This window comes from Kovacikia sp. CALU 1929, assembly GCF_056784235.1.
This window is the reverse complement of the sequence record NZ_JBXBCF010000114.1, coordinates 1-21111: the sequence shown is the minus strand read 5'-3', so window position 1 is coordinate 21111 and position 21111 is coordinate 1. Positions and strand designations below refer to the sequence as shown.

At 50.6% G+C, this 21111-nt stretch carries 18 protein-coding genes; 5 read left to right on the top strand and 13 right to left on the bottom strand.

The window, feature by feature from the left end:
• Positions 1 to 396: 396 nt before the first annotated feature.
• Positions 397 to 1308, bottom strand: a complete 912-nt coding sequence (locus tag AC1S52_RS31510) for an alpha/beta fold hydrolase (protein WP_482033007.1) — start codon at positions 1306 to 1308, stop codon at positions 397 to 399.
• Positions 1292 to 1801 (bottom strand): hypothetical protein, encoded by a 510-nt coding sequence (locus AC1S52_RS31505; protein WP_482033006.1) that lies wholly within the window; start codon positions 1799 to 1801, stop codon positions 1292 to 1294. The genes AC1S52_RS31510 and AC1S52_RS31505 overlap by 17 nt, the downstream gene beginning before the upstream one ends.
• A gap of 105 nt (positions 1802 to 1906) precedes the next feature.
• Here AC1S52_RS31505 and AC1S52_RS31500 point away from each other — a divergent pair, with 105 nt between their 5' ends.
• Together AC1S52_RS31500 and AC1S52_RS31495 are read left to right on the top strand one after the other, a co-directional pair.
• Positions 1907 to 2806 carry a S1 RNA-binding domain-containing protein gene (locus AC1S52_RS31500; RefSeq protein ID WP_482033005.1) on the top strand — a complete coding sequence of 300 codons (900 nt, stop codon included), beginning with the start codon at positions 1907 to 1909 and terminating at the stop codon, positions 2804 to 2806.
• Positions 2807 to 2986: 180 nt separating this feature from the next.
• Complete coding sequence (locus AC1S52_RS31495) at positions 2987 to 3517, top strand: hypothetical protein (RefSeq protein WP_482033004.1); 531 nt, start codon at positions 2987 to 2989, stop codon at positions 3515 to 3517.
• A gap of 232 nt (positions 3518 to 3749) precedes the next feature.
• Here the strand turns inward: AC1S52_RS31495 and AC1S52_RS31490 are convergent, their stop codons facing one another.
• From AC1S52_RS31490 to AC1S52_RS31455, 8 genes are all read right to left on the bottom strand, one after another.
• Positions 3750 to 3917: a hypothetical protein gene (locus tag AC1S52_RS31490; protein WP_482033003.1), complete on the bottom strand. Its 168-nt coding sequence runs from the start codon at positions 3915 to 3917 to the stop codon at positions 3750 to 3752.
• Positions 3918 to 4165: 248 nt separating this feature from the next.
• Positions 4166 to 8752, bottom strand: a complete 4587-nt coding sequence (locus AC1S52_RS31485) for a PAS domain-containing protein (RefSeq protein WP_482033002.1) — start codon at positions 8750 to 8752, stop codon at positions 4166 to 4168.
• Between the two features lie 14 nt (positions 8753 to 8766).
• A complete protein-coding gene (locus AC1S52_RS31480) occupies positions 8767 to 11394 on the bottom strand; it encodes a PAS domain-containing hybrid sensor histidine kinase/response regulator (protein ID WP_482033001.1) in 2628 nt (875 codons plus the stop codon).
• Positions 11395 to 11412: 18 nt separating this feature from the next.
• Positions 11413 to 11868 carry a response regulator gene (locus AC1S52_RS31475; RefSeq protein ID WP_482033000.1) on the bottom strand — a complete coding sequence of 152 codons (456 nt, stop codon included), beginning with the start codon at positions 11866 to 11868 and terminating at the stop codon, positions 11413 to 11415.
• Between the two features lie 32 nt (positions 11869 to 11900).
• Complete coding sequence (locus tag AC1S52_RS31470) at positions 11901 to 14282, bottom strand: PAS domain-containing sensor histidine kinase (RefSeq protein ID WP_482032999.1); 2382 nt, start codon at positions 14280 to 14282, stop codon at positions 11901 to 11903.
• A gap of 473 nt (positions 14283 to 14755) precedes the next feature.
• A complete protein-coding gene (locus tag AC1S52_RS31465; protein ID WP_482028329.1) occupies positions 14756 to 14905 on the bottom strand; it encodes a hypothetical protein in 150 nt (49 codons plus the stop codon).
• A gap of 77 nt (positions 14906 to 14982) precedes the next feature.
• On the bottom strand, positions 14983 to 15546 hold the full coding sequence (locus AC1S52_RS31460) for a type 1 glutamine amidotransferase domain-containing protein (RefSeq protein WP_482032998.1): 564 nt from the start codon (positions 15544 to 15546) through the stop codon (positions 14983 to 14985).
• 304 nt (positions 15547 to 15850) lie between these two features.
• Positions 15851 to 16081: a hypothetical protein gene (locus AC1S52_RS31455; protein WP_482032997.1), complete on the bottom strand. Its 231-nt coding sequence runs from the start codon at positions 16079 to 16081 to the stop codon at positions 15851 to 15853.
• A 14-nt stretch (positions 16082 to 16095) separates the two neighbouring features.
• Between AC1S52_RS31455 and AC1S52_RS31450 the strand changes: the two genes are divergently transcribed.
• The 3 genes from AC1S52_RS31450 (at position 16096) to AC1S52_RS31440 (ending at position 17165) form a co-directional block, all read left to right on the top strand.
• Positions 16096 to 16542 carry an arsenosugar biosynthesis-associated peroxidase-like protein gene (locus tag AC1S52_RS31450; protein ID WP_482032996.1) on the top strand — a complete coding sequence of 149 codons (447 nt, stop codon included), beginning with the start codon at positions 16096 to 16098 and terminating at the stop codon, positions 16540 to 16542.
• A gap of 69 nt (positions 16543 to 16611) precedes the next feature.
• Entirely contained in the window at positions 16612 to 16884 is a 273-nt protein-coding gene (locus tag AC1S52_RS31445) for a ssr2422 family thylakoid membrane protein (RefSeq protein ID WP_482032995.1), read from the top strand.
• Positions 16885 to 16937: 53 nt separating this feature from the next.
• Positions 16938 to 17165 (top strand): type II toxin-antitoxin system HicB family antitoxin, encoded by a 228-nt coding sequence (locus AC1S52_RS31440; RefSeq protein ID WP_482032994.1) that lies wholly within the window; start codon positions 16938 to 16940, stop codon positions 17163 to 17165.
• Between the two features lie 77 nt (positions 17166 to 17242).
• On the opposite strand, the gene AC1S52_RS31435 is transcribed toward AC1S52_RS31440, so the two are convergent.
• From AC1S52_RS31435 to crtO, 3 genes are all read right to left on the bottom strand, one after another.
• Positions 17243 to 17743 (bottom strand): hypothetical protein, encoded by a 501-nt coding sequence (locus tag AC1S52_RS31435; protein WP_482032993.1) that lies wholly within the window; start codon positions 17741 to 17743, stop codon positions 17243 to 17245.
• Positions 17744 to 17776: 33 nt separating this feature from the next.
• Positions 17777 to 18880, bottom strand: coding sequence for a saccharopine dehydrogenase family protein (locus AC1S52_RS31430; protein WP_482032992.1), 1104 nt, complete (start codon positions 18878 to 18880; stop codon positions 17777 to 17779).
• A 95-nt stretch (positions 18881 to 18975) separates the two neighbouring features.
• A complete protein-coding gene (gene crtO, locus AC1S52_RS31425) occupies positions 18976 to 20676 on the bottom strand; it encodes a beta-carotene ketolase CrtO (RefSeq protein ID WP_482032991.1) in 1701 nt (566 codons plus the stop codon).
• Positions 20677 to 21111 lie beyond the last annotated feature (435 nt).

Sequence of the window (21111 nt, the reverse complement as noted above, 5' to 3'; positions counted from 1 at the left end):
TAAGTGGATGAAAAGTCGTAGAAAAGTACACTAATTGTTCGTTTCGCTTTGAGTGAATTGTGAGATTCCTGTAGAGTCGCACAAAGTTGTCTCGCCTATACTTGACTTTTTCCATGACTGGGTTGAGACACGTAGCTTGCTTCCCGCAGGGTAACCCAACACCCGCATGGGTTACGCTATCGCTAACCCATCCTACAGTTGATTCCACCTACCTACTTAGTTGGAAATAGATAGCGCGATCGCCCAAATCACCAAGCAGAACACTCAACAGGCAGGAACGAGATCAGATGGGTAACCGCAGTAAGCAGGATTGATCAATAGTTGGTAAATGTCTTCTCTGTCAGGCTTTATTCTGTGCAGCTTCCAAGAGAATTGGTATGAGCAGTTAAAGCAGGGTCACTGCCTCAGAAACGCTAATAGTTCTCGGTTCACCGTCTGAGGAGCTTCCTGTTGTAGCCAGTGACCGCAGTGGGCGATGAGTTTCAGCTCATAGGGAGCGTGAATCAGTTGGGCGAGGTTATTGGTCAACGACTGACTCAGGAGCGGATCTTCTTCTCCCCAGAGGACGAGGGTGGGGGCGGTGATGGGGTTAGGGGTGCGCCCAAATTCTTTTACCCACTGCCAGGGCGAGAGCATTTGGCGGTAGTAGTTGAGTGCCGCCGAAAGCGCTCCGGGTTTTGCCAGGGCATTTCGATAAATCTCTGTGTTTTCAGCCGAAAATGCCCCTTTGCGAACTGCCTGTCCCTGGAACAGGTTTTTGACAAATTCCTTCAGATTCTGCTGAATTAACCATTCGGGAATGCCGGGAACTTGAAAAGCCAGGACATACCAGCTTCGGCGGAGTTGGTCAAAATTGCTGACCATTTCCTGAATCAGCCGTTGAGGGGGGGCGGCATTTAAAATCGCCAGACGGTTCAGGTACTGGGGAAACTTTTGTGCCAGGTGCCAGGCGATCGCCCCACCCCAGTCGTGTCCCACAATATGGGCACGGGCATAACCAAAGCTTTCAATTAATCCTTGAACGTCGGCACAGAGGGTATCCAGGTCATAGCCGGTGGCAGGTTTGTCTGAGTCATTGTAGCCGCGCAGGTCAGGCACGACCACTTTGAAATATCGAGCCAGCGCCGGAATTTGAAACCGCCAGGAATACCAGAATTCAGGAAACCCGTGTAGCAGTACGACCAGATCGCCCTCTCCCTGGGTGACACAGTGGAGGCGAATCTGGTTGGTTTCAACAAAGTGGTGTTGCCATCCTTCCGACGGTACGGGCATTGTTTCAGACCCATCCGGGCTACCAGTCATTTTCATCCGAGGGTTCATCCAATAGGAATGGGGGACGCATCGCTTCTCGACCTAGCATGAACAGACCCGCCACCCCCAGACAGACAGAACAGACATACTGATACCAGTAATGGTGCATCTGTTGGGCGGGTGAAAGTTCGGGGTGCAATGTGTTTAAGTAAAGGAGTAGAAACACCATCATCAATGCCCCAAACCCAACCAACACCAACCCTACCTGAAGGCGAGCTGGTCTTAGCTCTTCATCACTAATTTGATCCAGGTCAATGGCTGCCAGTTGATCGAGCAATTCATCGGCGACCAGTGAGGTTTTCCCCAGATTTCTTGCCAGCTTCTGAGGCAGGATGGGAGCCAGGGTGGTGACGGTTTGGCGGCGTAGCGATCGCTCACTGTCCCGTAACAACACTAGCGGTTGCCGTTCAGCCAGTTCAGCCAATTTTGTAGGTTGAGTTGGGGTCTGATGGGGGGTGGTTTGAGGCGATCGCTTTGGCTCAAACTCCATAGGACACCTACTAGAGAGATTGAATCCATTCTAGATGTTTGGGAGACAGTTCCCCAGGACATCACCACAAAGACTATATTAAGAGAGCTGAGTTTCGTTAGTCTCATGGAATTGAAGTCTACCCGTTCTACCTCTGCGGAATCCTCCTTTTCAATGGAGGACTTTGAAAAAGCCCTGGAGCAATTTGACTATGAGTTTCAGCGGGGGCAGGTGGTTCAGGGTAAAGTCATCAGTTACGAGACCGATGGGGCATTTGTGGATATCGGGGCAAAATCCCCTGCCTTTTTGCCCTTGCAGGAGGCAAGCCTGCGTCGAATCACGGATATTTCGCTCATATTGCCCCTGAATGAGGAACGAGAGTTTTTAATTGTCAAGGAGCAGGACGCAGAGGGGCAGGTCACAGTTTCCCTGCGTCAGTTTGAGATTAAACAAGTCTGGGACAACCTGGCAGAAATGCAAGGCAGTAGCCAGAGCCTACAGGTGCGAGTCACGGGAACCAATAAGGGGGGTGTCACCGTGGACGTGCAGGGATTGCGGGGCTTCATTCCGCGATCGCACCTTGCCGAGCGAGATGATATGGAATCCCTCAAAGGCAGCACATTGACAGCGGTGATTCTGGAGTTGAACCGCGATCGCAACAAGCTGGTGCTTTCTAATCGTCTGGCAACCCGTTCTGCGGCATTTAGTCAACTAGAGGTGGGGCAACTGGTGGAGGGAAAAATCGCTGGCATCAAACCCTTTGGTGTTTTTGTTGACCTGGATGGTACCAGTGCCCTGCTTCACATCAACCAGATCAGCAAAAACTATGTCGAGTCGTTACCTGCCCTATTCCAGGTTGGACAGTCGATTACAGCTATGATCGCTGACCTGGACGAAGGCAGAGGCAGAATTTCCCTCTCTACGAAAGTACTGGAAAACTTCCCTGGTGAAATGTTGGAAAACCCAACCACGGTCATGGCAGAGGCAGAATCTCGCCAGGAACGGGCACGTAAGATGGTTCAGTAGGGGTAGGACAAGGATCTGTTTGCGTGGTTGTCAGAGTAGGTAATCCGCAGATTCTTAGCAACCTTTAATCTACACATCAGAAGAAATTCAGGGTAGCTTGGCACTCTATTGATTGAAGGCATTGATTGGCTTGCATCAAGCATCAATCGCTACTCTGTACTAAAGTTCAAGGATGAAAACATGAAAGGTTTACTGTTTAGTGGTGCTTCCGCATTGCTGGTTGCGATCGCGGCTTCTGGGATTGCATCGCCCGCCTCTGCCCGCCCCGGAATTACCAGTGGTCCCAGTTCATCAGGCTCCATGCTGATGGCAGGCGAAACGTCCATGACGTTCAACTTCACTGCCCCCTTTATTACCAGTTCTGGAGTACGCGGTAGCGCTCATTTTATTCGTCTGGCAGTGGTTGGTATGTCCCTCAATGATCTGATGATTTCGATTCCCAGCCAAATGGAGGACTACGACGGTATCCGCGTGGTGAATCAGAGTGGACAAGACGTTCCTGCTAAAATCTCAAAAGACAAAAATCGAGTTGCGGTTGTCTTTACTCAGCCCGTAGAACAGGGTACCTATCTTGAAGTGCTATTTACGGGAGTTCAGATGCGCCGCTCGGATGGAGAGATCCTGTTCTATGGCGTTACGGCTGAACGGACAGGCATTCGAGGCGAGATCCCCGTGGGCACTGCCAGAGTACAGATTCCCAGCCGTAGCTAAATGATTCTTTAAAAGCAGAGTGTTTCTTGGTGGAGGTTGTGCCCGGTTTGAGTACCGGGTACTGGTACCACTTCAGATCGCGACCTATTGAACCTCTCCCACCCTCCCCTTGCCAAACAGATCTTGGCTTCGTTGGAGTCTGGCTCTGGGGGACTTCCCCCCAGTCCCCCGCCGCTTGGGGTCCTAACTCCCCCAAACCCCCCGCAAGGCTCTTAGCGTTGGGGCTTCAAGTCTAGCGCGACGAGAATCGGTCAAACATTGCCTCTGCTTCAAAAAACCAACCGTTCCCCTTGCCACCCTTGTGCGTTTGCTTGAAAACCCAATCGGATGAAGGTTGCGATTGACGACGAGATCGCATCGTTTTGGAGGGGGTGCGGGGGACGGTTGCGTCCCCCGCCACGGTCAACGCTGCGATCGCCTACCGATTCAATTTTTCGCTGTAAATTAGCTTTTTGTAAATCTGCACCTACTAGTGCAGTGAATAATTAATTTTGCAACACCGACCTATTGAAAGTGTTGGGTTTCGCTAGCGCTCAACCCAATCTACGTTGCAGAACTTTTCGGTTGCTCTACTAGATTTGCCTTACTGCAAGTCAACGCCACTCAGATCAGCCCTGTCCCAATCAACACCCTGGAGATTACAAACCGCTACTGCGTAAGATTGATAATGGTTTGGATCAATTCACCAGGTTCAATTGGTTTGGAAAGATGCTTCTGGAACCCAGCTTTGATTGCTCGCTGGCGGTTGTATTCTCCGGCATAGGCAGTCAGGGCAATGGCTTTTGGAATCACAACCTGTTCTGAAATTTGAGCGTTTCGGTTTGAGTAAAAAGATCGAACTTGATGCATCAGCATGTAGCCATCGACTTCGGGCATCCCAATGTCACTGATCAGCACATCATAGCTGGATTTTGCTAGCGATTGGAGTGCTGCCATTGCAGATTCTACAGAAGTGACGATCGCCCCCATTTGTTCCAAAACAAACTGAATCAAATCGCGCGAATCACTATCATCATCGACCACCAGAATCTGAAGTCCTTCGAGGGCAAACGTGCCATCCAGTGATTGGGATAGATTGCGATCTCCTGCCACCATTGTGTCTTGCCGTTGCTTTAACAAGGGTAGCTGAACTACGAACGTAGATCCTTGATTTGCCCCAGGACTGTCTGCATGAATGGTGCCACCATGCAGTTCGATAATGTGACGCACGATCGCCAGCCCTAAACCTAAACCGCCAAATTTACGGGTGGTTGCGCCATCCTCCTGCCGGAAATATTCAAACAGGTGGGGTAAAAATTCCGGCTCAATTCCTTTGCCGGTATCGGTGACGGTCACTATCACCTGAGAATTTTTAGACTCCAGCCTAATTCTGACACCCCCCCCAGCGGGTGTAAATTTGACTGCATTGGACAGCAAATTCCAAATCACTTGCTGGAGCCGGTTAGGGTCCCCCAGAACTGTGAAGGGAATGGAAGCGGACGGGGGGGAGCGGCGGGGAGCGGAGTCATTGGGGGAGGGGGAAGCCGTCTTTTGATCGAGGGTGTCTGGGATTTCAACGCTTAAATCGATGGATTTTGCTTCGGCGGCAAGGCGCACGATTTCCAGGGCGGAATTAATGGTGGTAGCTAGATCGACTGGAGCAATGCTGAAGCTCATCTTGCCTTGAAGAATCCGGGAAACATCCAACAGGTCTTCAATCAGTTGGCTTTGCAGTTTGGCATTGCGTTCAATGGTTTCTAGGGCGCAAGAAATCGTATGGTCATCTAACTTGCGGTTCCGCATCAGGCGTGACCAGCCCAGGATAGGGTTAAGGGGCGATCGCAGTTCGTGGGATAGCACCGCTAAAAATTCATCCTTAATTCGATTGACCGATTCAGCCTGGGTACGGGCATGTTGTTCAGCCTCATAGAGCCGCGTGTTTTCGATCGCCACGGATGCCATTTGGGCAAGCTGCACCAGAATGTCTTCATCTGACTCCGTGAACTCACCTGCGTACTTATCGGAAAGTTGAATTAAACCGATATTTTGTCCATCCCGTCCAGTTAAGGGAGCCGCCAACCACCCCCGCAGGGGAGGATGATTTTCAGATTCCTGGCTAAATCCTTGCCACTGGGGATGCGCCTCCAGTTCCGCCTGAGTCATCCGCATCGGCTGATTGAGACGGCAGGCACAGGAGTAAATCCCAGCGCCAGTTGGGTCAGTGGTATAGTCCTGCCAGGCTGCGTACTTTTCAGATAGATAAATGGCGTGCTTTGCTGTTGTCCAGTCCAGATCCTCCACCAGGCTGGTGACGACCTGATGGGCACCAATGATCGAGTAAGCTTGCTGGGTTACTGCCTGAAGCACCTCTTCCACCGAGAGGATCGAGTTCATCACCAGCGAGGCTTCGGTCAGTCCCCGGAACTGATTTGTAGATTGTTGCAATCGGGTCATCAGGTGTTCCCGTTCAATCTCCACTTCTTTTGTGCCAGTAATGTCTGTCAGAAGACCATCCCACAGCACGGAGCTATCTGGCTGCTGTTGTGGGCGGGCAACAAACTGAATCCACTTACTTCGACCAGAAGGCATGGTAAATTGCCCTTCCCAGTGAATCGGCTGTTGGGTCTGGGCAGAAACGGCAATGATTTCGCGCAAAGAATCGATATCTTCCGGGTGAACCAGTGCCCAAAGGGTGCCCACGTCTTGTTGAACGGTTTCCGCTTCCAGTTCCAGCAGGTTACGACAACTGGGGCTGATGTAGGGCATTTCCTCTGGACCATTAGGATAGAGAAGATAACGACAAATCACCCCGGGAACGTTGGTGGCTAGCCGCTGGAACCGGGCTTCACTCTGGCGCAGTGCTTCTTCAGCCCGGACTTTCTCAATTGCCATCCAGGTGCGTTCAGCCACCTCCTCCATTAAAACGATCTCTTCCGATGACCAGTTGCGCGGTTGGGCATGACGCAGAATAAATAACGCCACATAGCGTCCCTGTTTAAACAGGGGCACGCAAAGGATTGCCCTCGTATCAATTTCCGCAAAGGCTGCCTGGTGAGGAGCCGTCCGAGGATCGGTCTGAATGTCATCAATCACCAGGCTGGTGCCGTGCCTGAGAACGGAGACGATTTCGGGACCAAACTCATCCATTCGGTGTCTACCCAAGCGATCGCCCGCTTGTTGGCAAAAGTCGCGGTTGACGGTAACACATTCCTGCTGGGTATCAATTTCACAATAGCTAGAGCGGGTGATATCAAAATAGCTGCCAACTTTGTGGACGACAGCCCAAATGATATCCTGGGGGTCATCCAGGGTGCGAAGGAGATCGTTGATCTCCAGTAAAAACTGCTGGAGTTTTTCGGTAATTTTGCGATCGCTGATATCGGTCGTAGAACCAACGACCCTTACCGGCTGACCATCCTGACCTCGGACGACAAAGCCCTGATCCAGCACATAAAGATACTGTCCGTATTTGTGACGCACCCGGTACTCAATCGCATAGCGATCGCGGGTTGCTACATCGCTGGCAATCTGAGCCAATACCTGCGGCGCATCATCCGGGTGAATCAGTCCAGTCCACCAGTCACGGTTGGGTTCAGCCTCTTCTGGCAGATAGCCAAAAATCCGAGTCAGCCCCTCTGATCGTTCAATGGTCTGGGTTGTTATACTCCAGTCATAGATCAGGCAATCCACCGCTGCGGCTGCCAGTTCAAACCGCTCTTTCTCCCGCCGGAGGGCTTCCTCTACCTGCTTGCGAGCCGTTACATCATAGGCAGACCCCAGAATTTGCTTGGGTGATCCGTCAGGATTACGGCTAAAGATAATCTCTCGACCGCTAAACCAGCGCCACTCACCATTGGCAGAGCGCAGTCGGTACTCGGTTTCCAGGACTTCACTGTCTTGCAATGAAGCAAACCGCCGAACATGGTCTGGAAAGTTTTTCAAATCATCGGGATGAACCAACCGCAGGAATAGCTGCACACCTAACGTCTGAACCTGCTCAGGTGTATAGCCTAAAAGATCGCTTACCTGATAGTTAACATACACATTCTGTTGCAAAGACAGGTCGTAGACATACAAAATTCCCGGCATCGTATCCGTAACCTGTTGCAACAAGTGCTGATGTTCTTGCAGGCGAATTTCATTTTGTTCACTTTCAGCCCGCAGCACTTGCTCACGCTGCAATGCCTCGTAGCGGAGTTGGTTTAGTTCTGCCACTGCTTCGGCTCGTTTGCGGTCTTTTTCATAGGCATGGGCATTGGCGATCGTGGTTGAAATGTGGCTGGCAACCAGATCAAAAAAGCCTCGATAGTCATCATTAAATGCACGCCGGGGGCTAATTCCCAGAATTAAAAAGCCCATCAATGGTTGCTGCTGACCCGTTTGGAGCAATGGCATGACCCATGCCGAATCGGGGGAAACGCTCCAGTCGCCTCGGGGCAGTTCACCCCATTGGGCGGTTAAGTGGGTCACTTGCTGGGGCTGCCCTGAGCGTTGAACCTGGCGTAGATGCCAGAGGGTGGAATCACTTGCCGGGGCTGCATCTGGACCCTGAGTGAGTTCAATCTGCTCAGGACTGGCAACGGTTCCAGCTTCCATGCCGCTGACTCCGGCTAAGTAGGCGTGGTTGCCGTCTGGCTTGATCAAGTACAGCAGTGCCAATGGCAGGTCAGCCAGATTATTGGATAGGGTGCTGGCTGTCATTTGACAGGCTTCGACCACGCTTTTGGCACCGGCGGTATTGACCGCCAACTCGCGCAGCGATCGCAGCCGTCGTTCACCCACCACCTTTTCCGTGGTTTCGCTACAGGCACAAAAAACGCCACCCACCCCGCCACTTTCATCCCGAATGGGGCTATAAGAGAAGGTGAAATAGGTTTCTTCCACATACCCATTGCGGGTTATGGGCAAAAGCAAGTCTTCAGACCAGGTCGATTGTCCGGTTTCACGAACGCTATCCAACAGGGGTCCTACCACCTCCCAAATTTCTGCCCAGCATTCCCTGCCAGGTCGTCCTAGATACTGGGGATGCTTGGTTTGCCCCAGGATGGGACGATAGGCATCGTTGTAAAACCGAATGTAATCAGGTCCCCACCAGATTTCAATCGGGTAGCGAGAGCCGAGGCAAATACTGACGGCTGTGCGTAAGCTCTGAGACCACTGCTCTACTGGACCGACTGGCGTTTTTGACCAGTCAAGCGATCGCATCAGCGCATTCATTTCTCCCTGTCCAGTAAACAGGTCGTCCGGAGTTACCATATTTACCTCATGTCCTACGTCTCCACTCCTCCAGCCTTAACGGTTTCTCGCTCAATTAACTCAACAACGGTGGTAATGAAATCCTGCGGATCAACGGGTTTGGGCATGTATTTTTGAAACCCAACCGCAAATACCCGATGACGGTCTTCATCCCTGGCATAGGCAGTTAGTGCGATCGCTGGGATATTCCGTTTTTCCTCTACCACCTGTGTCCGAATCTTACGCATCAATGAATAACCATCTTCCTGAGGCATTCCAATATCACTAATTAAAATGTCTGGTTGAAATGAATCAAATATTGATAACGCTTCACTGACACAATTGGCTTTAGCAACCACTGCGCCTCGTTCTTCTAACAAAAATGCAATCAGATCGAGGGTGTCTTTTTCATCATCGACAATCAATGCTTTCAAATTCCGCAGCAGAGGCGATTGGGGTGGCATCGAAAATAGATTATCTAAATTCTCATCCTTCGAGTTGGGCTTTGTCTCCCTCAGGAGAGGCAACCGAACTGTAAAGGTGGCTCCCTGACCCTCGCCAGCACTCTCAACCTGCAAAATGCCGCCGTGCGCCTGAATGATATGATTGGCGATCGCCAAACCCAACCCCAAACCGCCAAACATCCGGGTTGTGCTACCGTCTGCCTGACGAAAATAGTCAAACACATAGGGTAAAAACTCAGGGCTGATACCCCGCCCGGTATCCGAGACTTGAATTTGAGCATAGGCGACCGTTGATGAGTCCCTGGTTGGCATTGGCTCATCGACTTTTTCTGAAACCGTTTTGTCTACTCTATTTATCACTGATAGGCAAACGTTAATGCTTCCATCTACTGGCGTAAACTTAACGGCATTCGAGAGGAGATTCCATACCACCTGCTGTAGACGACCTGAATCTCCTAAAACCATTAAGGAAGGCGATCGCTCCCTGCCCCCCTGCTCCTCTGCCCCCCTGCCCCCCTGTTCCTCTCCCCCTGCGTCCACGATAAAACTGACCTGAATCCCCTTGGCTTCTGCTGACAAGCGCACCGTTTCTAAAGCGGCTTCAACCGTTTGGACTAAATTCACCTGGCTATTGTTGAGGCTGAGCTTGCCGCGCAAAATTCGTGAGACATCCAGCAAGTCATCAATCAGTTGGGTTTGAATTCTGGCGTTACGTTCGATCGTTTCCAGGGCACGAGTGGTGGTTGCTTCATCGTAATGCCCCCTTTGAAGCATCCTGGACCAACCCAAAATGGGGTTCAGTGGAGTGCGCAATTCATGGGAAAGAACGGCTAAAAACTCGTCTTTGATCTGGTTCGCCTGAATTAATCGTTCCGTTTGCTGTTGCAGAGAAGCCGTCAGTTCTGCCCGCTCCAGGGCGATCGCTATCTGGTCAGAGGTTGCCTGTAACAGCGCCACTTCATCCAGGGTAAAGCTGGTGCGGGTCGTGCTGGCAAAGGAGAGAGAACCCAACAACCGCCCTTGCACAATCAGTGGTTGTCCAGAGTATGCCTGGATGCCGATTGAGCGAATTAGCTCGGCGTGGGGATGGAGCGATCGCTGCACGTCATTTAGAACAATCTGGCAGCGATCCTTTGCCACCTGCCCACACATGTACTGACCCAACTCAATTTGCTCCAGGGCTTGAGCCGCTTCCTCTGACACCCCTCCATAAGCCCTTAGCCGCAAAACCTGACGGTTGCCCTGCCGTTCCACTAAGAAGTTGAAATAGTAGTGCAAATCCATTTGGGCTGAAAGTTTTTTAAATAAACTATTCAGCAGAGTCAGTGGTTGCTCCGTTGACAGTAAATCACTGGTGGTCTCAAACAGAAGCTTAAGCCGTTCATTGCGCTCCTGCAAAATTTTCTCGGTGCGTTTGCGTTCACTCAAATCAACAACAAAACTAACCCCCTGATCCTGAGAGTTTTCAAACATGACCCCACCCAGTAAAACGGGAACGCGGGTGCCATCTTTGCGCAAGTATTCTTTTTCGATCTTGTCCGAGAATCCGGTTCCCCGCATCTTGGCGATCGACTGCTCACTCAGCGGCACATGCTCTGGCGGTGTCATGGCTCGCCAGGACATATTTCCTGCTTCCAGGTCTTCCCGCGTATAACCCACCATGCTGAGAAAGGCATCGTTAGCATCAAGAATGTTGCCTTCAATGTCCCAAAAAATGCAACCAATCAGATTCGATTCGACCAGGCGGCGAAACCGCGCTTCACTGCGGCGGAGTGCCTCTTCGGCTTGTTCCCGTTGCTGCTGGACTACCTGGTAATTGCGGCGTTCCTGTGCCTCCCTGAGTGCCCGTTCTACCGATGGAACCAGGCGCTTCAGGCGGTGCTTGAGCACATAATCAGTAGCACCGTTTTTTAAGGCTTCGATCGCTAACTCTTCACCTAGCGTGGCAGAGACAAAAATGAAGGGCGTTTCGGGGCAGAAATTGTGGGCGATTTCGAGAGCAGAAATGCCATCAAAATCGGGGAGTGAATAGTCTGAAAGAATCAGGTCAAAGCACTCAGCTTCTAATGCCGCCAAAAATTCGGCGCGGGTTTGAACGTGGGTGAGATGATAATCAACACCACCCTCGGTCAAAGTTGCCCGAATCAGTTCAACATCTAGTTCACTATCCTCAAGCAAGAGAAAACAGAGTCGCTGCATAGCCTATTTCTCCGCCAGTTAAAGAACATTTGGGGATGGAACGGGAGGCGGTTGGTTGACGACCCCCCAAAACAACCCTATTTGTTTGACCACGGAAACAAATTCCTGAAAGTCAATCGGTTTTACAACGTAAGCATTGGTTCCTAACTCGTAGCATCGGTGCAGGTCAGGTTCCTCATTGGATGAGGTGAGAATCACCACTGGAAGCAGGTGCAAAACTGGGTCAGACTTTACCCGCGTTAGGACCTCCAGTCCATCAACTTTGGGTAGCTTGAGATCCAGTAACACCACAACGGGATTACCTTCCTTCCGCATTTTGAACACCCCCCGCCGGTAGAGATAGTCCAGTGCCTCTTCGCCATCCCGAACCACAATCACTTCATTGCTCAAATGATTTTCAGCTAACGAGGTCAGAATCAGTTCAATGTCATTTGAGCTGTCTTCCACCAGCAGAATTGGTCTCAACTGTGTCATGGGTTTGTAGTCTCCTACCCTCCTGCTAACGATTATTGGTCGGTCAACTTGGGTAGGGCAAAGTAAAAGGTTGCCCCACCATCCACCACGCCCTCTGCCCAGGTTCGTCCCCCATGACGGTGAATAATCCGCTGCACATTTGCCAGACCAATCCCGGTCCCTTCAAATTGAGGATCGCTATGCAGACGCTGAAAGATACCAAACAGCTTGTGACTATACTGCATATTAAAACCAATCCCATTGTCTTGCACAAAGAAGACATCTTCCTGCTGATCGCTGATGCTGCCGATCTCAATTTCACTGTAGGGGCGCGATCGAGAGTACTTAACTGCGTTGTTCAATAGATTACGCACAACCTGCCGCAACATCGGCAGATCGCCGTTCACCGTTGGTAGTGGCTCTACCTGCCAGTGAATCAGTTGCCCCTTCGTCTCCTGTTCAATTTCCCAACAAACTTCCTGCACCAACTGGTTCATGTTAATTCGCGAGGAGCGCATTTCCGTGCGCCCCATCCGGGAAAATGCCAGCAAGTCATCGATTAAAATCCCTGCTTGCTTGGTCGTCTGAGAAATGGTGTTCAAATAGCGCTGGCTGGTTTCATCCAGGTCTACCCCGGACAACCGCCGGCGCAGCAAATCGGCAAACCCATCAATATGACGCAAGGGTGCCCGCAAATCGTGGGAAACTGAGTAGGAAAAGGCTTCTAGCTCGCGATTGGCAGCTTCTAGCTGGGCAGTCCGCTCTTTCACCCGTTGCTCTAGAATCTCATTCATCTGGCGCATTTGAGCCTCTGCCTGGACGCGATCGTGGATGTCAATGCAGGAGCCAATGTAGCCCAGGAAATCTCCTTGGGGAGTAAAGCGCGGCACTCCCAGATCCACAATCCAGCGGTACTCGCCACTCGCATGGCAAAGGCGATAATCCATTTCAAAGGGTTGACGGGCATCAAACGCCGTGGTGTAGATGTGTAAGCAGCGTTCAAAATCATCGGGGTGAATGCCCTCTGTCCAACCGTTACCCATTTCTTGCTGGATGGTGCGTCCGGTGAAGTTGAGCCAGGACTGGTTGACATAATTGCATAGTTTGTCTGTGCCTGACATCCAGACCATGATTGGGGAGGTATCGGTCATGTGGCGAAAGCGGGCTTCACTTTCCCACAAAATGGCTTCGGCTCGGTTGCGGTCTGTCAGGTCTACCACAAAGCAAACACACTCATCGTCCGAATCGGGTAGCAGAGCAGCCGCTATCAGAATCGGAACCCGGCTCCCATCTTTGCGGAAATATTCTTTTTCAAACGGACCGCACGCACCAGTTTGCCTGATTTCTGCAATCACCTGCTGGTCTTGAGCCAGCCATTCGGGGGGAGTCATCTCTAGCCAGCGCAGATTGCCTGCTTGCAAATCTTCTCGCGTGTAACCCACGATCGCCAGGAAGGCATCATTGACCTCGCTGATGTTGCCCTGAAAGTCTGCAAAGATGACCCCCACCATGTTGGAGTCTACCAGGCGACGAATTCGGGCTTCGCTGCGGCGTAGTTCGGTTTCCAGCCGTTTGTAATTGGTAATATCGGTGACCAGGGTAATGTATCCTTTCACTTCCCCTGGAGGATTGACATGGGGGGTAGAGACTACTCTGATGTAGCGGGTTCCTGCATCTTTGTAGGGAACTTCCTGTTCATAGGTGACTTCCTGCCCAGAAAGCACGGTTTCAATCCGGGGGCGAAGGAGGCGGTACGCCGCTTCACCCACCACGTCTCGAATATGTTTGCCATAAATTTCTGCGGCAGAGTGCCCAAACCAGTCTTCGTAAGCTTTGTTATTAAAGCGGTAGCATTGGTCGGCATCCACGTAGGAAACCAGGACGGGAATTGCATCAATGATCAACCGCAACCGCTCTTCCTGCTTCTGCAAGGCTATTTCAGCGTGGCATTGCTCTTGCTTAGGGGCTGAAGCGTGGGTATCACCCAGGGATACAATCGTTACCAGAATGCCGCGAATCCTATTGTTTTCCCACAAAGGAGCATAGGAAAAGGTGGCATGGCGTTGTTCCTTGCAACTACCCGTCTTGACACCAAAGAGTTGATGGTCGAGTTGGGTGGCTTTGCCAGTCTTTAGCACGGATAACAGGACTGGCTCTAAAGTTGCCCAACTGTCTGCCCAGCAGTCACGGTAGGGTTGCCCCAACCTACATGGATGGCGATCGCCCCAAAACTCTTGATAGGCTGCGTTGTAAATCTGCAACAAATTGTCGCCCCAAAGTACACTCATGGGCAGACGATTTGCCAGCACAATACCAACGGTGGTTTTCAGTTCTACTGACCAGGTTTCTAAGGAGCCAATGGGGGTATTGGACCAATCATGAGACCGCACGAAGGTACCCATTTCACCAGCAACCGTCCAAAAATCCCTCAGCACTGCCGACCTACATTAAAAGAACAATCCACCTTTTGTTGTCAGGAACCACCCGTGGCATACACAAATGAAAATGGCGTAAGTCTCCGTAGAGCTTACCAGGCTTTCCCAACAAAACATTTCTATCATGCCTCTTTAGACAGAAATATTTTTCTGTCTTAGGGGAGAGATTGGGTGCCTAAACAGACAAAGACTCTCCGTATTGGTTACCAAATTAATTTTAGAACAATAGCAACATTCCCAGAACTTTGGAGATTCTGGGAATATAAACGTGCCTAGTCATTGGCCACTAGTTATTGACGCGATGTGCAACTTTTATAGAACGTCTGCAAAGACTGCCCTCACCCTAGCCCTCTCCCGAAGGGCGAGGGGAACCAGAAATGCCCGAAAGCCCTTCTCCTTGGGGACTATCCATTACGCAAAACCCACTCAACACTTGATGTAGATAACCTTTCGGATGCTAACACTCTTACCGATCAACCCTTTTGGAGGGGGTCTGGGGGACGCAACCGTCCCTCAGCAGGGGGTGCGGGGGACAGGTCCCCCGATTTTGCGGCTCCTGCCGCCCCTAGATCTTTGCTGTTGCCCTGTTCAACCGTTGGGTCAAACTTCACTACCTCAACCATTTCAGAGATTTCTGCCTAAAGGATAGCTCCTTGGGGAGAAGGGTGGGATGAGGGCAAATTAGTTGCACATTACGTTATTAATGAGCGCTGACCACAGGTTGCTTACGCTCTGAAAAAAGACTCAGCATTTCCCGATTGAAGGCAGGAATATCGCCAGGTTGGCGGCTGGTGACCCAGTTGCGATCGACCACTACTTCCTTATCGATCCAGTTGCCGCCTGCATTACGAATGTCATCCTGAATCGCATGGTAGCTCGTTAAGGTGCGTCCCTGGACCAAACCGGCTGAAATTAGTTCCCAGGGGGCATGACAGATGGCTGCGATCGGCTTCCCGGCATTCTCTATTGCCTTCAAAAATGCTTGAACTTTAGGCTCCATCCTCAAAGCGTCTGCATTCAATGCCCCTCCCGGCAAAAGCACCGCATCATAGGAATCAGGAGAGGCTACGTTAATGGAGCCATCCGCCGGAATCGAGGCACCTTTATCGTGGTGCTGAAATCCTTGAACTGATTTCAGGGACAGGGATAGCACTTCAATAGTAGCCCCAGATTCTCTTAAAGCACGGACAGGTTCGGTCAATTCCGATTCTTCAAACCCATCCGTGACAATCACGGCTACACGCAGTTCTGATAAGTCAGTCATGTTAAATTTCTCCTGCTAAATCAAGGTTTCTTTTATGTGAGGTTGAGCGTATCGTAAGAAGTCCCTAGCAGGAGAACATCCATCCACAGGGTCATGTTCTAGACAACGGAATCTCAGCTTTAGACGGCTGATCCAAGCTCATATAGTTGATCGATAATCCCAGTCCAGGGTCATGCATTGGAGTGGACTTGGTACTGCCTATAGTCTTGCGTACCCCCCCATTATCCACTCACCCAATTTATAGTCTCAATACAAGAACCCTTCATCTAAAACAGGGACCTGTGGTCCCATGCCAAGCAAATAATCAAAATTGCCTTCGCCAGCATGTTCCATCAAGCCATCCGGCTTTTGGTGGGTCAAAAAAGTGTTTTTCTGCATTCTCATTAGTCAAACAGCGTTCAATGGGTGCCAGTTCACCCCTTGCCGCCCGTGCCAGGGCTTCGGTTTCTGCCAGGGCTTTGAGCGTAGCAGTCACTTCCGCCGGTTTCATCCCCAGTTGGCGGGCAATTTGCTTCGGTATAGATTCAATCCCCACAGCCGGAGTATTTCTTGCTGTTGCTCTGGAGTCATCGCCGTGCCTATCTCTTGCCCTATTATTTTACTGCGATCGCACCCAGGCAGAGATTGCCCGTATATAACCAAGAAAAGCGTTGGAAAAAACCAATGGATCAATACTACAAACCAGAACATTTGCCCCACTTTGGGCATATTAGCGAAGGTAGCCCTGAATTAGCAGACAAGTTCTTTGCCTACTACAGTGCGGTCTTTGCTGAGGGCGCTCTATCCAGTCGTGAGAAAGCCCTGATCGCCCTAGCGGTTTCCCATACGGTGCAGTGCCCCTACTGTATTGATGCCTATAGTAAGGAATGTTTGCAGCAGGGAGCGGATCTGGAGCAAATGACGGAAGCGGTTCATGTGGCGACGGCAATTCGGGGGGGAGCTTCCCTGATTCATGGGCTGCAAATGCTTGACCATGTGAATAAGCTGGCAATGTAGGGGAAGGTGGATGTAGGGCTGTACAGGTAGAGGTTATAGAATATAGACAACCCTGCATCCATTTCTCGTATGCAAGCCAGCGACACTTCTGAAACGTTTCAACAACAAATCTTAACGGAACTGAAGCAAATCAGCAGCCGTTTGGATCGGTTAGAAACGGATGTTGAAAAACTGGACTATAAGTTTGAAACCTATCAGAAAGCTTCTGATCAGGTCATGCGTCTGGCAACGACTATCATCATTGCGGGCGCTTCGGTGGTTATCCTTTCCCCGGTCTTGCAGGCGGTTGCTCCGGCGATTAATGCTTTTGTGTCTGGTTTGTCTGCTGGGGGAATTAGTTGAGTTGGGAGCGAAGTGGGGGCGATCGCCTGAATCCTTAATAAGGAGAGTCACCTGTGAAATGGCGCGTTGTTCTTGAAAAAGACCTCAGTACTGGAGATTGGGCAAGCTGGTGCCCAGAATTGCCAGGTTGCACGTCTGCTGGAGAAACAGAGGAAGCCGCTTTAGAAGGGATTCGTGAGGCAAGTGAACTTTACCTTGAACCCATACCAATTGAGCTTGCTCCAGGTGCTATTGTGCGAGAGGTTTCGGTTGAATGCTCGCATCCGTCGAATGAATGCTGATAATGTGGAGCGTATTTTGCGAAGTTTGGGTTTGAGCTTGTTTCTCAAAAAGGTAGTCAGTAACCCATAAAATGGGGCTATTCAGTATCCAGTCCTTGTCCCATTGCTTCAGCCAGAGCCGCTTTCGTGCGAGCTACAGACAGGCGAATCTTTTCTATCTGGGCTTCATATGCCGCCTTTTGTTGAGGAGAAGCATCGTCTGAATTTGCTTTCAAGATTTGCTCATAGAAGCGAAAGATTTGAAACGCATAACTGGCGATCGCGACCTGTTCCTGGGATAGCAACTTAACCCGCTGCACCAAATCAGTACAGGTGGCAGAACTCGATAAAACAAAAACATCTGCATACAGCGGCGGAATCACATCAGACCGTTTTTCCAATTCATCTAACAGCTTGATGGCTGGCTCAGATAGCTCCCCATCAAAATCCGCTAAGGAATTCAATAGGGCTAACAGCAGGAGTTTTGAACGTTTTCGCTTCAATTTCGTCACGTTGTTACTAATATAGCGGGTTGCACTTGGGTGAAGTGCAGACGTGTGAAGGACAGCGGGATGCTTTGCATCCTCACTGTACTTCACACCCTTGAAAAGGGCTATAGAGCTGGTAAGTTCTTATAACCAGGACTGGTGAATTGAGAGATTACGAGTTTGCATCGCTTGTTCAAACAGTTTGGTTGGATAGATCTGCTCGACCGTCCACACCCCTGGTTGATTCAGTTCGCCCGATAGAATGAACTGGGCAATGCAGCCTGTGCCCAACCCCGTTGCCGTTGCCGCGTCTGGATGACTGAATGTGGCGCAGTAATGAGCAGGCTTTCCGTCTTTTTGCCCCTTCACCTCCGCCCGCAGGGCAATTCCTGTGCCACTGAAGCGATCGCTGATCTGGGTCATTGCCTGACTTACCTGAGATAGTCCTTTGATGATGGTCGGTTGACGCAGGATAGGGGCTGGAAACCAGTTTGCCACCATCCAGGTGAGGTGGTTGTAGAGGTCGGGAACGGTACCAAATTTCACGGTTACGGTTTTGACGGGAAAGTTTTCAGCCAGGGTGAAGGATTCTGGCATATCAAACCAATAGACCCCCACTCGCCCAAACGGTTCTGGAAATTCAACCATTTCCCGCCCAGTGTAGGGTTTAACCTCCTGCCACTGACCGTTGAGCCAGACCTTAAACGGGTGCTGAATTGTCAGAAAGGTGGTTTGCATCACCGCCGCTCCGGCTCCTCCTGAGCCTGCCACCGCATAGCCGAGGTGAATGGCTTCTGGCACATCCATCTGCTCAACTCCCTGATGCGCCAGACTGTTAGAAATGCCAGGAAAGACTCCTGTATTGATGACTGCGGTTACCCCTGCGGCTTGGGCAGCCTCCCGGTGGCTTAAAGCATTGCGCGTAAAGTTGCGATCGTCACTGACATCGAGATAATGAACCCCGTGTTCAATACAGGCTTTGAGCACGTCATCATCTCGAAAGCGAAAAGGTCCAGCACAGTGAATGACTAAATGACTGGCGGCGATCGCCCGTTTCACCGCTGCCCGATCAGCTAATTCCAGCACCAAAAATTGCACCCGATCCGTCGAATAGTCTTTCAGATCCTTAGCCGCTTCAGCCGTCCGCCCCGTAATGATGACTTGAGCCTGCGTATGGGCAATCAGATCGGAAACCACTCCTCTACCAATTTGTCCCCGTCCTCCTAACACCAACACCTGATTGCTCATAGTTCTTGCAGCGATTTTCAGATAGGTAAATGATACCTTTTAAGTCCAAACCTCGGAGGTTTTCAAAACCTCCGAGGTCTAAGCCCGACCACACATCAACTTTGAAAAACTCGGAAGACGGATTCAGCCGTTGACTTGATGGAGCCTCGTGCTTCTTTAAGGGTTTGAGCGATCGGGCGCTGGGTATGGAGGAAAACACGGGCACAATTGCGACCTGGCATTCCAGAAATGGAACCGCCGGGATGGGTGCCTGCCCCGGTCAGGAACAGTCCTTCAATCGGAGTTTTGTAGTTGGCAATTTCCGGGAGAGGACGGAAAAAGACCATTTGCTCCAGAGTCATATCGATGTGGTAGTAGTTGCCCTTCAGTGCGCCTAACCGTTCTCCCAACTCGGCAGGGCTTTCCACCCGACGGGCAATGATGGAGTTTTTCACATTGGGGGCATACTCTGCCAGCTTGTCAATCACACGGTCTGCTACTTTGTTTTTTAGCTCATCCGTCCAGCCAGTGCCATTCAATCCTGTGCCTTCTGCGTTTTCAATCTGGTACGGGGCAAAAAATTCAATCCAGAGGGTGTGTTTGCCTGCTGGTGCCATTGAAGGATCCAATACGGTTGGCACAACGACATACATGGAAGGATCACTGTCTGGAATTTTGCCAATACTGGGTTCAGAGTGGGCAATTTCAACCTGTTTGACTGAATCGGCAATCAGCACAGACCCAATCAGATACTCATCCTGGTGGTTATAGTGTTCAAACCGGGGTGCTTCAGACAGGGCACAGTCAATTTTGAGAATCGTTTCATTGTTGTTGACGATCCGTCGTGCCAGGCGATCGTGCAAATGGGAATCTGCATCATCCAAATCGGCTTTGTCCACCATTTGCAAGAACAACCGTTTGGAATCGATATTGGAAATGACCCCGTGATTTGCCCGGTATTCCGCGCCGCCTTTAACCCTAACGCCCACTGCCCGACCATCATCAATCAAAACTTTCTCAACCACCTGATCGGTCAACACCTTACCACCCAGGCTGTGAACCAGGTTGAGTAATGCTTTGATGAGTGCCCCCGTCCCACCACGGGGTCTTGCCATACCGGGATTGTGCCGCATCGCCATCATAATCGCCCCGATCGCCAGGGTTTTCTGGCTGGGAGGGGCACCCAGTTCAGATGCCAGCCTTGCCAGCGGTGCTTTCAAAAACTCTGAATCAAAGTACTCATTCAAGCTATCTTCGGCACTGGATAGCAAGGTGCGAATTAAATCCAAAGACTTTTCTGGAGAACCTAAAACCGAAAATAAATCCTTTAGTTTTGGCAAGTCATAGTTGCCTACTATATCCACAACAGACTGGGGAGGGGCGTTAAAGACCGGAATAATACCTCTCAGAAGTCGTTGCCAGAAGTCGATAAATTCTGCATATTTCTGAGCATCACGGGGGCTGTGTTGGGCAATCCCAGCGCAAGTTTTTTCAACGGAGCGGTGCGCTAGAAAATGTTTACCATCAGGATGGGGACAAAAAACGGTCGGGTCACAGTAGAGATATTCCAACCCATATTTAGCCAGTTCAAGCTCCTCAACCACGGGACCCAGATGAATGAACTCATGATCGATCGCACAAAGGTTGAACTGAAATCCTGGAGCTTCGTCTGGCATGACCTCTTCTGTCGTGGCGGCTCCCCCTGGAACAGGGCGTTTTTCAAGCAGTAAAACGCTGTAGCCCTCTTTCAACAAATACGCAGCACAGACCAACCCATTATGTCCCGCACCAATGATAATCACATCAAAGACTTCCATCTACCCTGCCCCATATTTCCTATTAACTCTTAGAAGTTTGAAGCTTCCTAAAAACTCTCACCTCTATCAAAAGAGACAACCAGGGGAGAGGGAAGTTGAGAATTGAAAGTTGAGAATTGAGAGTTTTGAAGTTTATGGGTAAGGGTTTAATTGGTCATTGGTCATTGGTCATTCTTCTAGCACCTGACCCCTGATCCCTAAACATAAGAAAAGCTGGGTACTTCAGTAATTGCCGGGTCAATCGTTACTGAAGTATCCAGCTACCTGAGACAAGAAACAAGACTGAATCACCTATGGGCACCTCGATTAATTGGTTTTCTAGCAATTTTCAGTCTCATAACAGTCTCATGGTCAATTGCTGGGCTTCGGCCAGCAAAATCTGCGGCGCATAGAGCGTCTAACCTGACTCAATACCCGATTTTGGGCAGATCTATC

Excerpts from the sequence above, each read along its gene's own strand:
- AC1S52_RS31460 (WP_482032998.1), bottom strand. The coding sequence starts at position 15,546 with ATGACTGACTTATCAGAACTGCGTGTAGCCGTGATTGTCACGGATGGG.
- AC1S52_RS31505 (WP_482033006.1), bottom strand. The coding sequence starts at position 1,801 with ATGGAGTTTGAGCCAAAGCGATCGCCTCAAACCACCCCCCATCAGACC.
- AC1S52_RS31430 (WP_482032992.1), bottom strand. The coding sequence starts at position 18,880 with ATGAGCAATCAGGTGTTGGTGTTAGGAGGACGGGGACAAATTGGTAGA.
- crtO (WP_482032991.1), bottom strand. The coding sequence starts at position 20,676 with ATGGAAGTCTTTGATGTGATTATCATTGGTGCGGGACATAATGGGTTG.
- AC1S52_RS31495 (WP_482033004.1), top strand. The coding sequence starts at position 2,987 with ATGAAAGGTTTACTGTTTAGTGGTGCTTCCGCATTGCTGGTTGCGATC.
- AC1S52_RS31480 (WP_482033001.1), bottom strand. The coding sequence starts at position 11,394 with ATGCAGCGACTCTGTTTTCTCTTGCTTGAGGATAGTGAACTAGATGTT.
- AC1S52_RS31510 (WP_482033007.1), bottom strand. The coding sequence starts at position 1,308 with ATGAAAATGACTGGTAGCCCGGATGGGTCTGAAACAATGCCCGTACCG.
- AC1S52_RS31500 (WP_482033005.1), top strand. The coding sequence starts at position 1,907 with ATGGAATTGAAGTCTACCCGTTCTACCTCTGCGGAATCCTCCTTTTCA.
- AC1S52_RS31485 (WP_482033002.1), bottom strand. The coding sequence starts at position 8,752 with ATGGTAACTCCGGACGACCTGTTTACTGGACAGGGAGAAATGAATGCG.
- AC1S52_RS31445 (WP_482032995.1), top strand. The coding sequence starts at position 16,612 with ATGCAAGCCAGCGACACTTCTGAAACGTTTCAACAACAAATCTTAACG.
- AC1S52_RS31465 (WP_482028329.1), bottom strand. The coding sequence starts at position 14,905 with ATGGTTGAGGTAGTGAAGTTTGACCCAACGGTTGAACAGGGCAACAGC.
- AC1S52_RS31475 (WP_482033000.1), bottom strand. The coding sequence starts at position 11,868 with ATGACACAGTTGAGACCAATTCTGCTGGTGGAAGACAGCTCAAATGAC.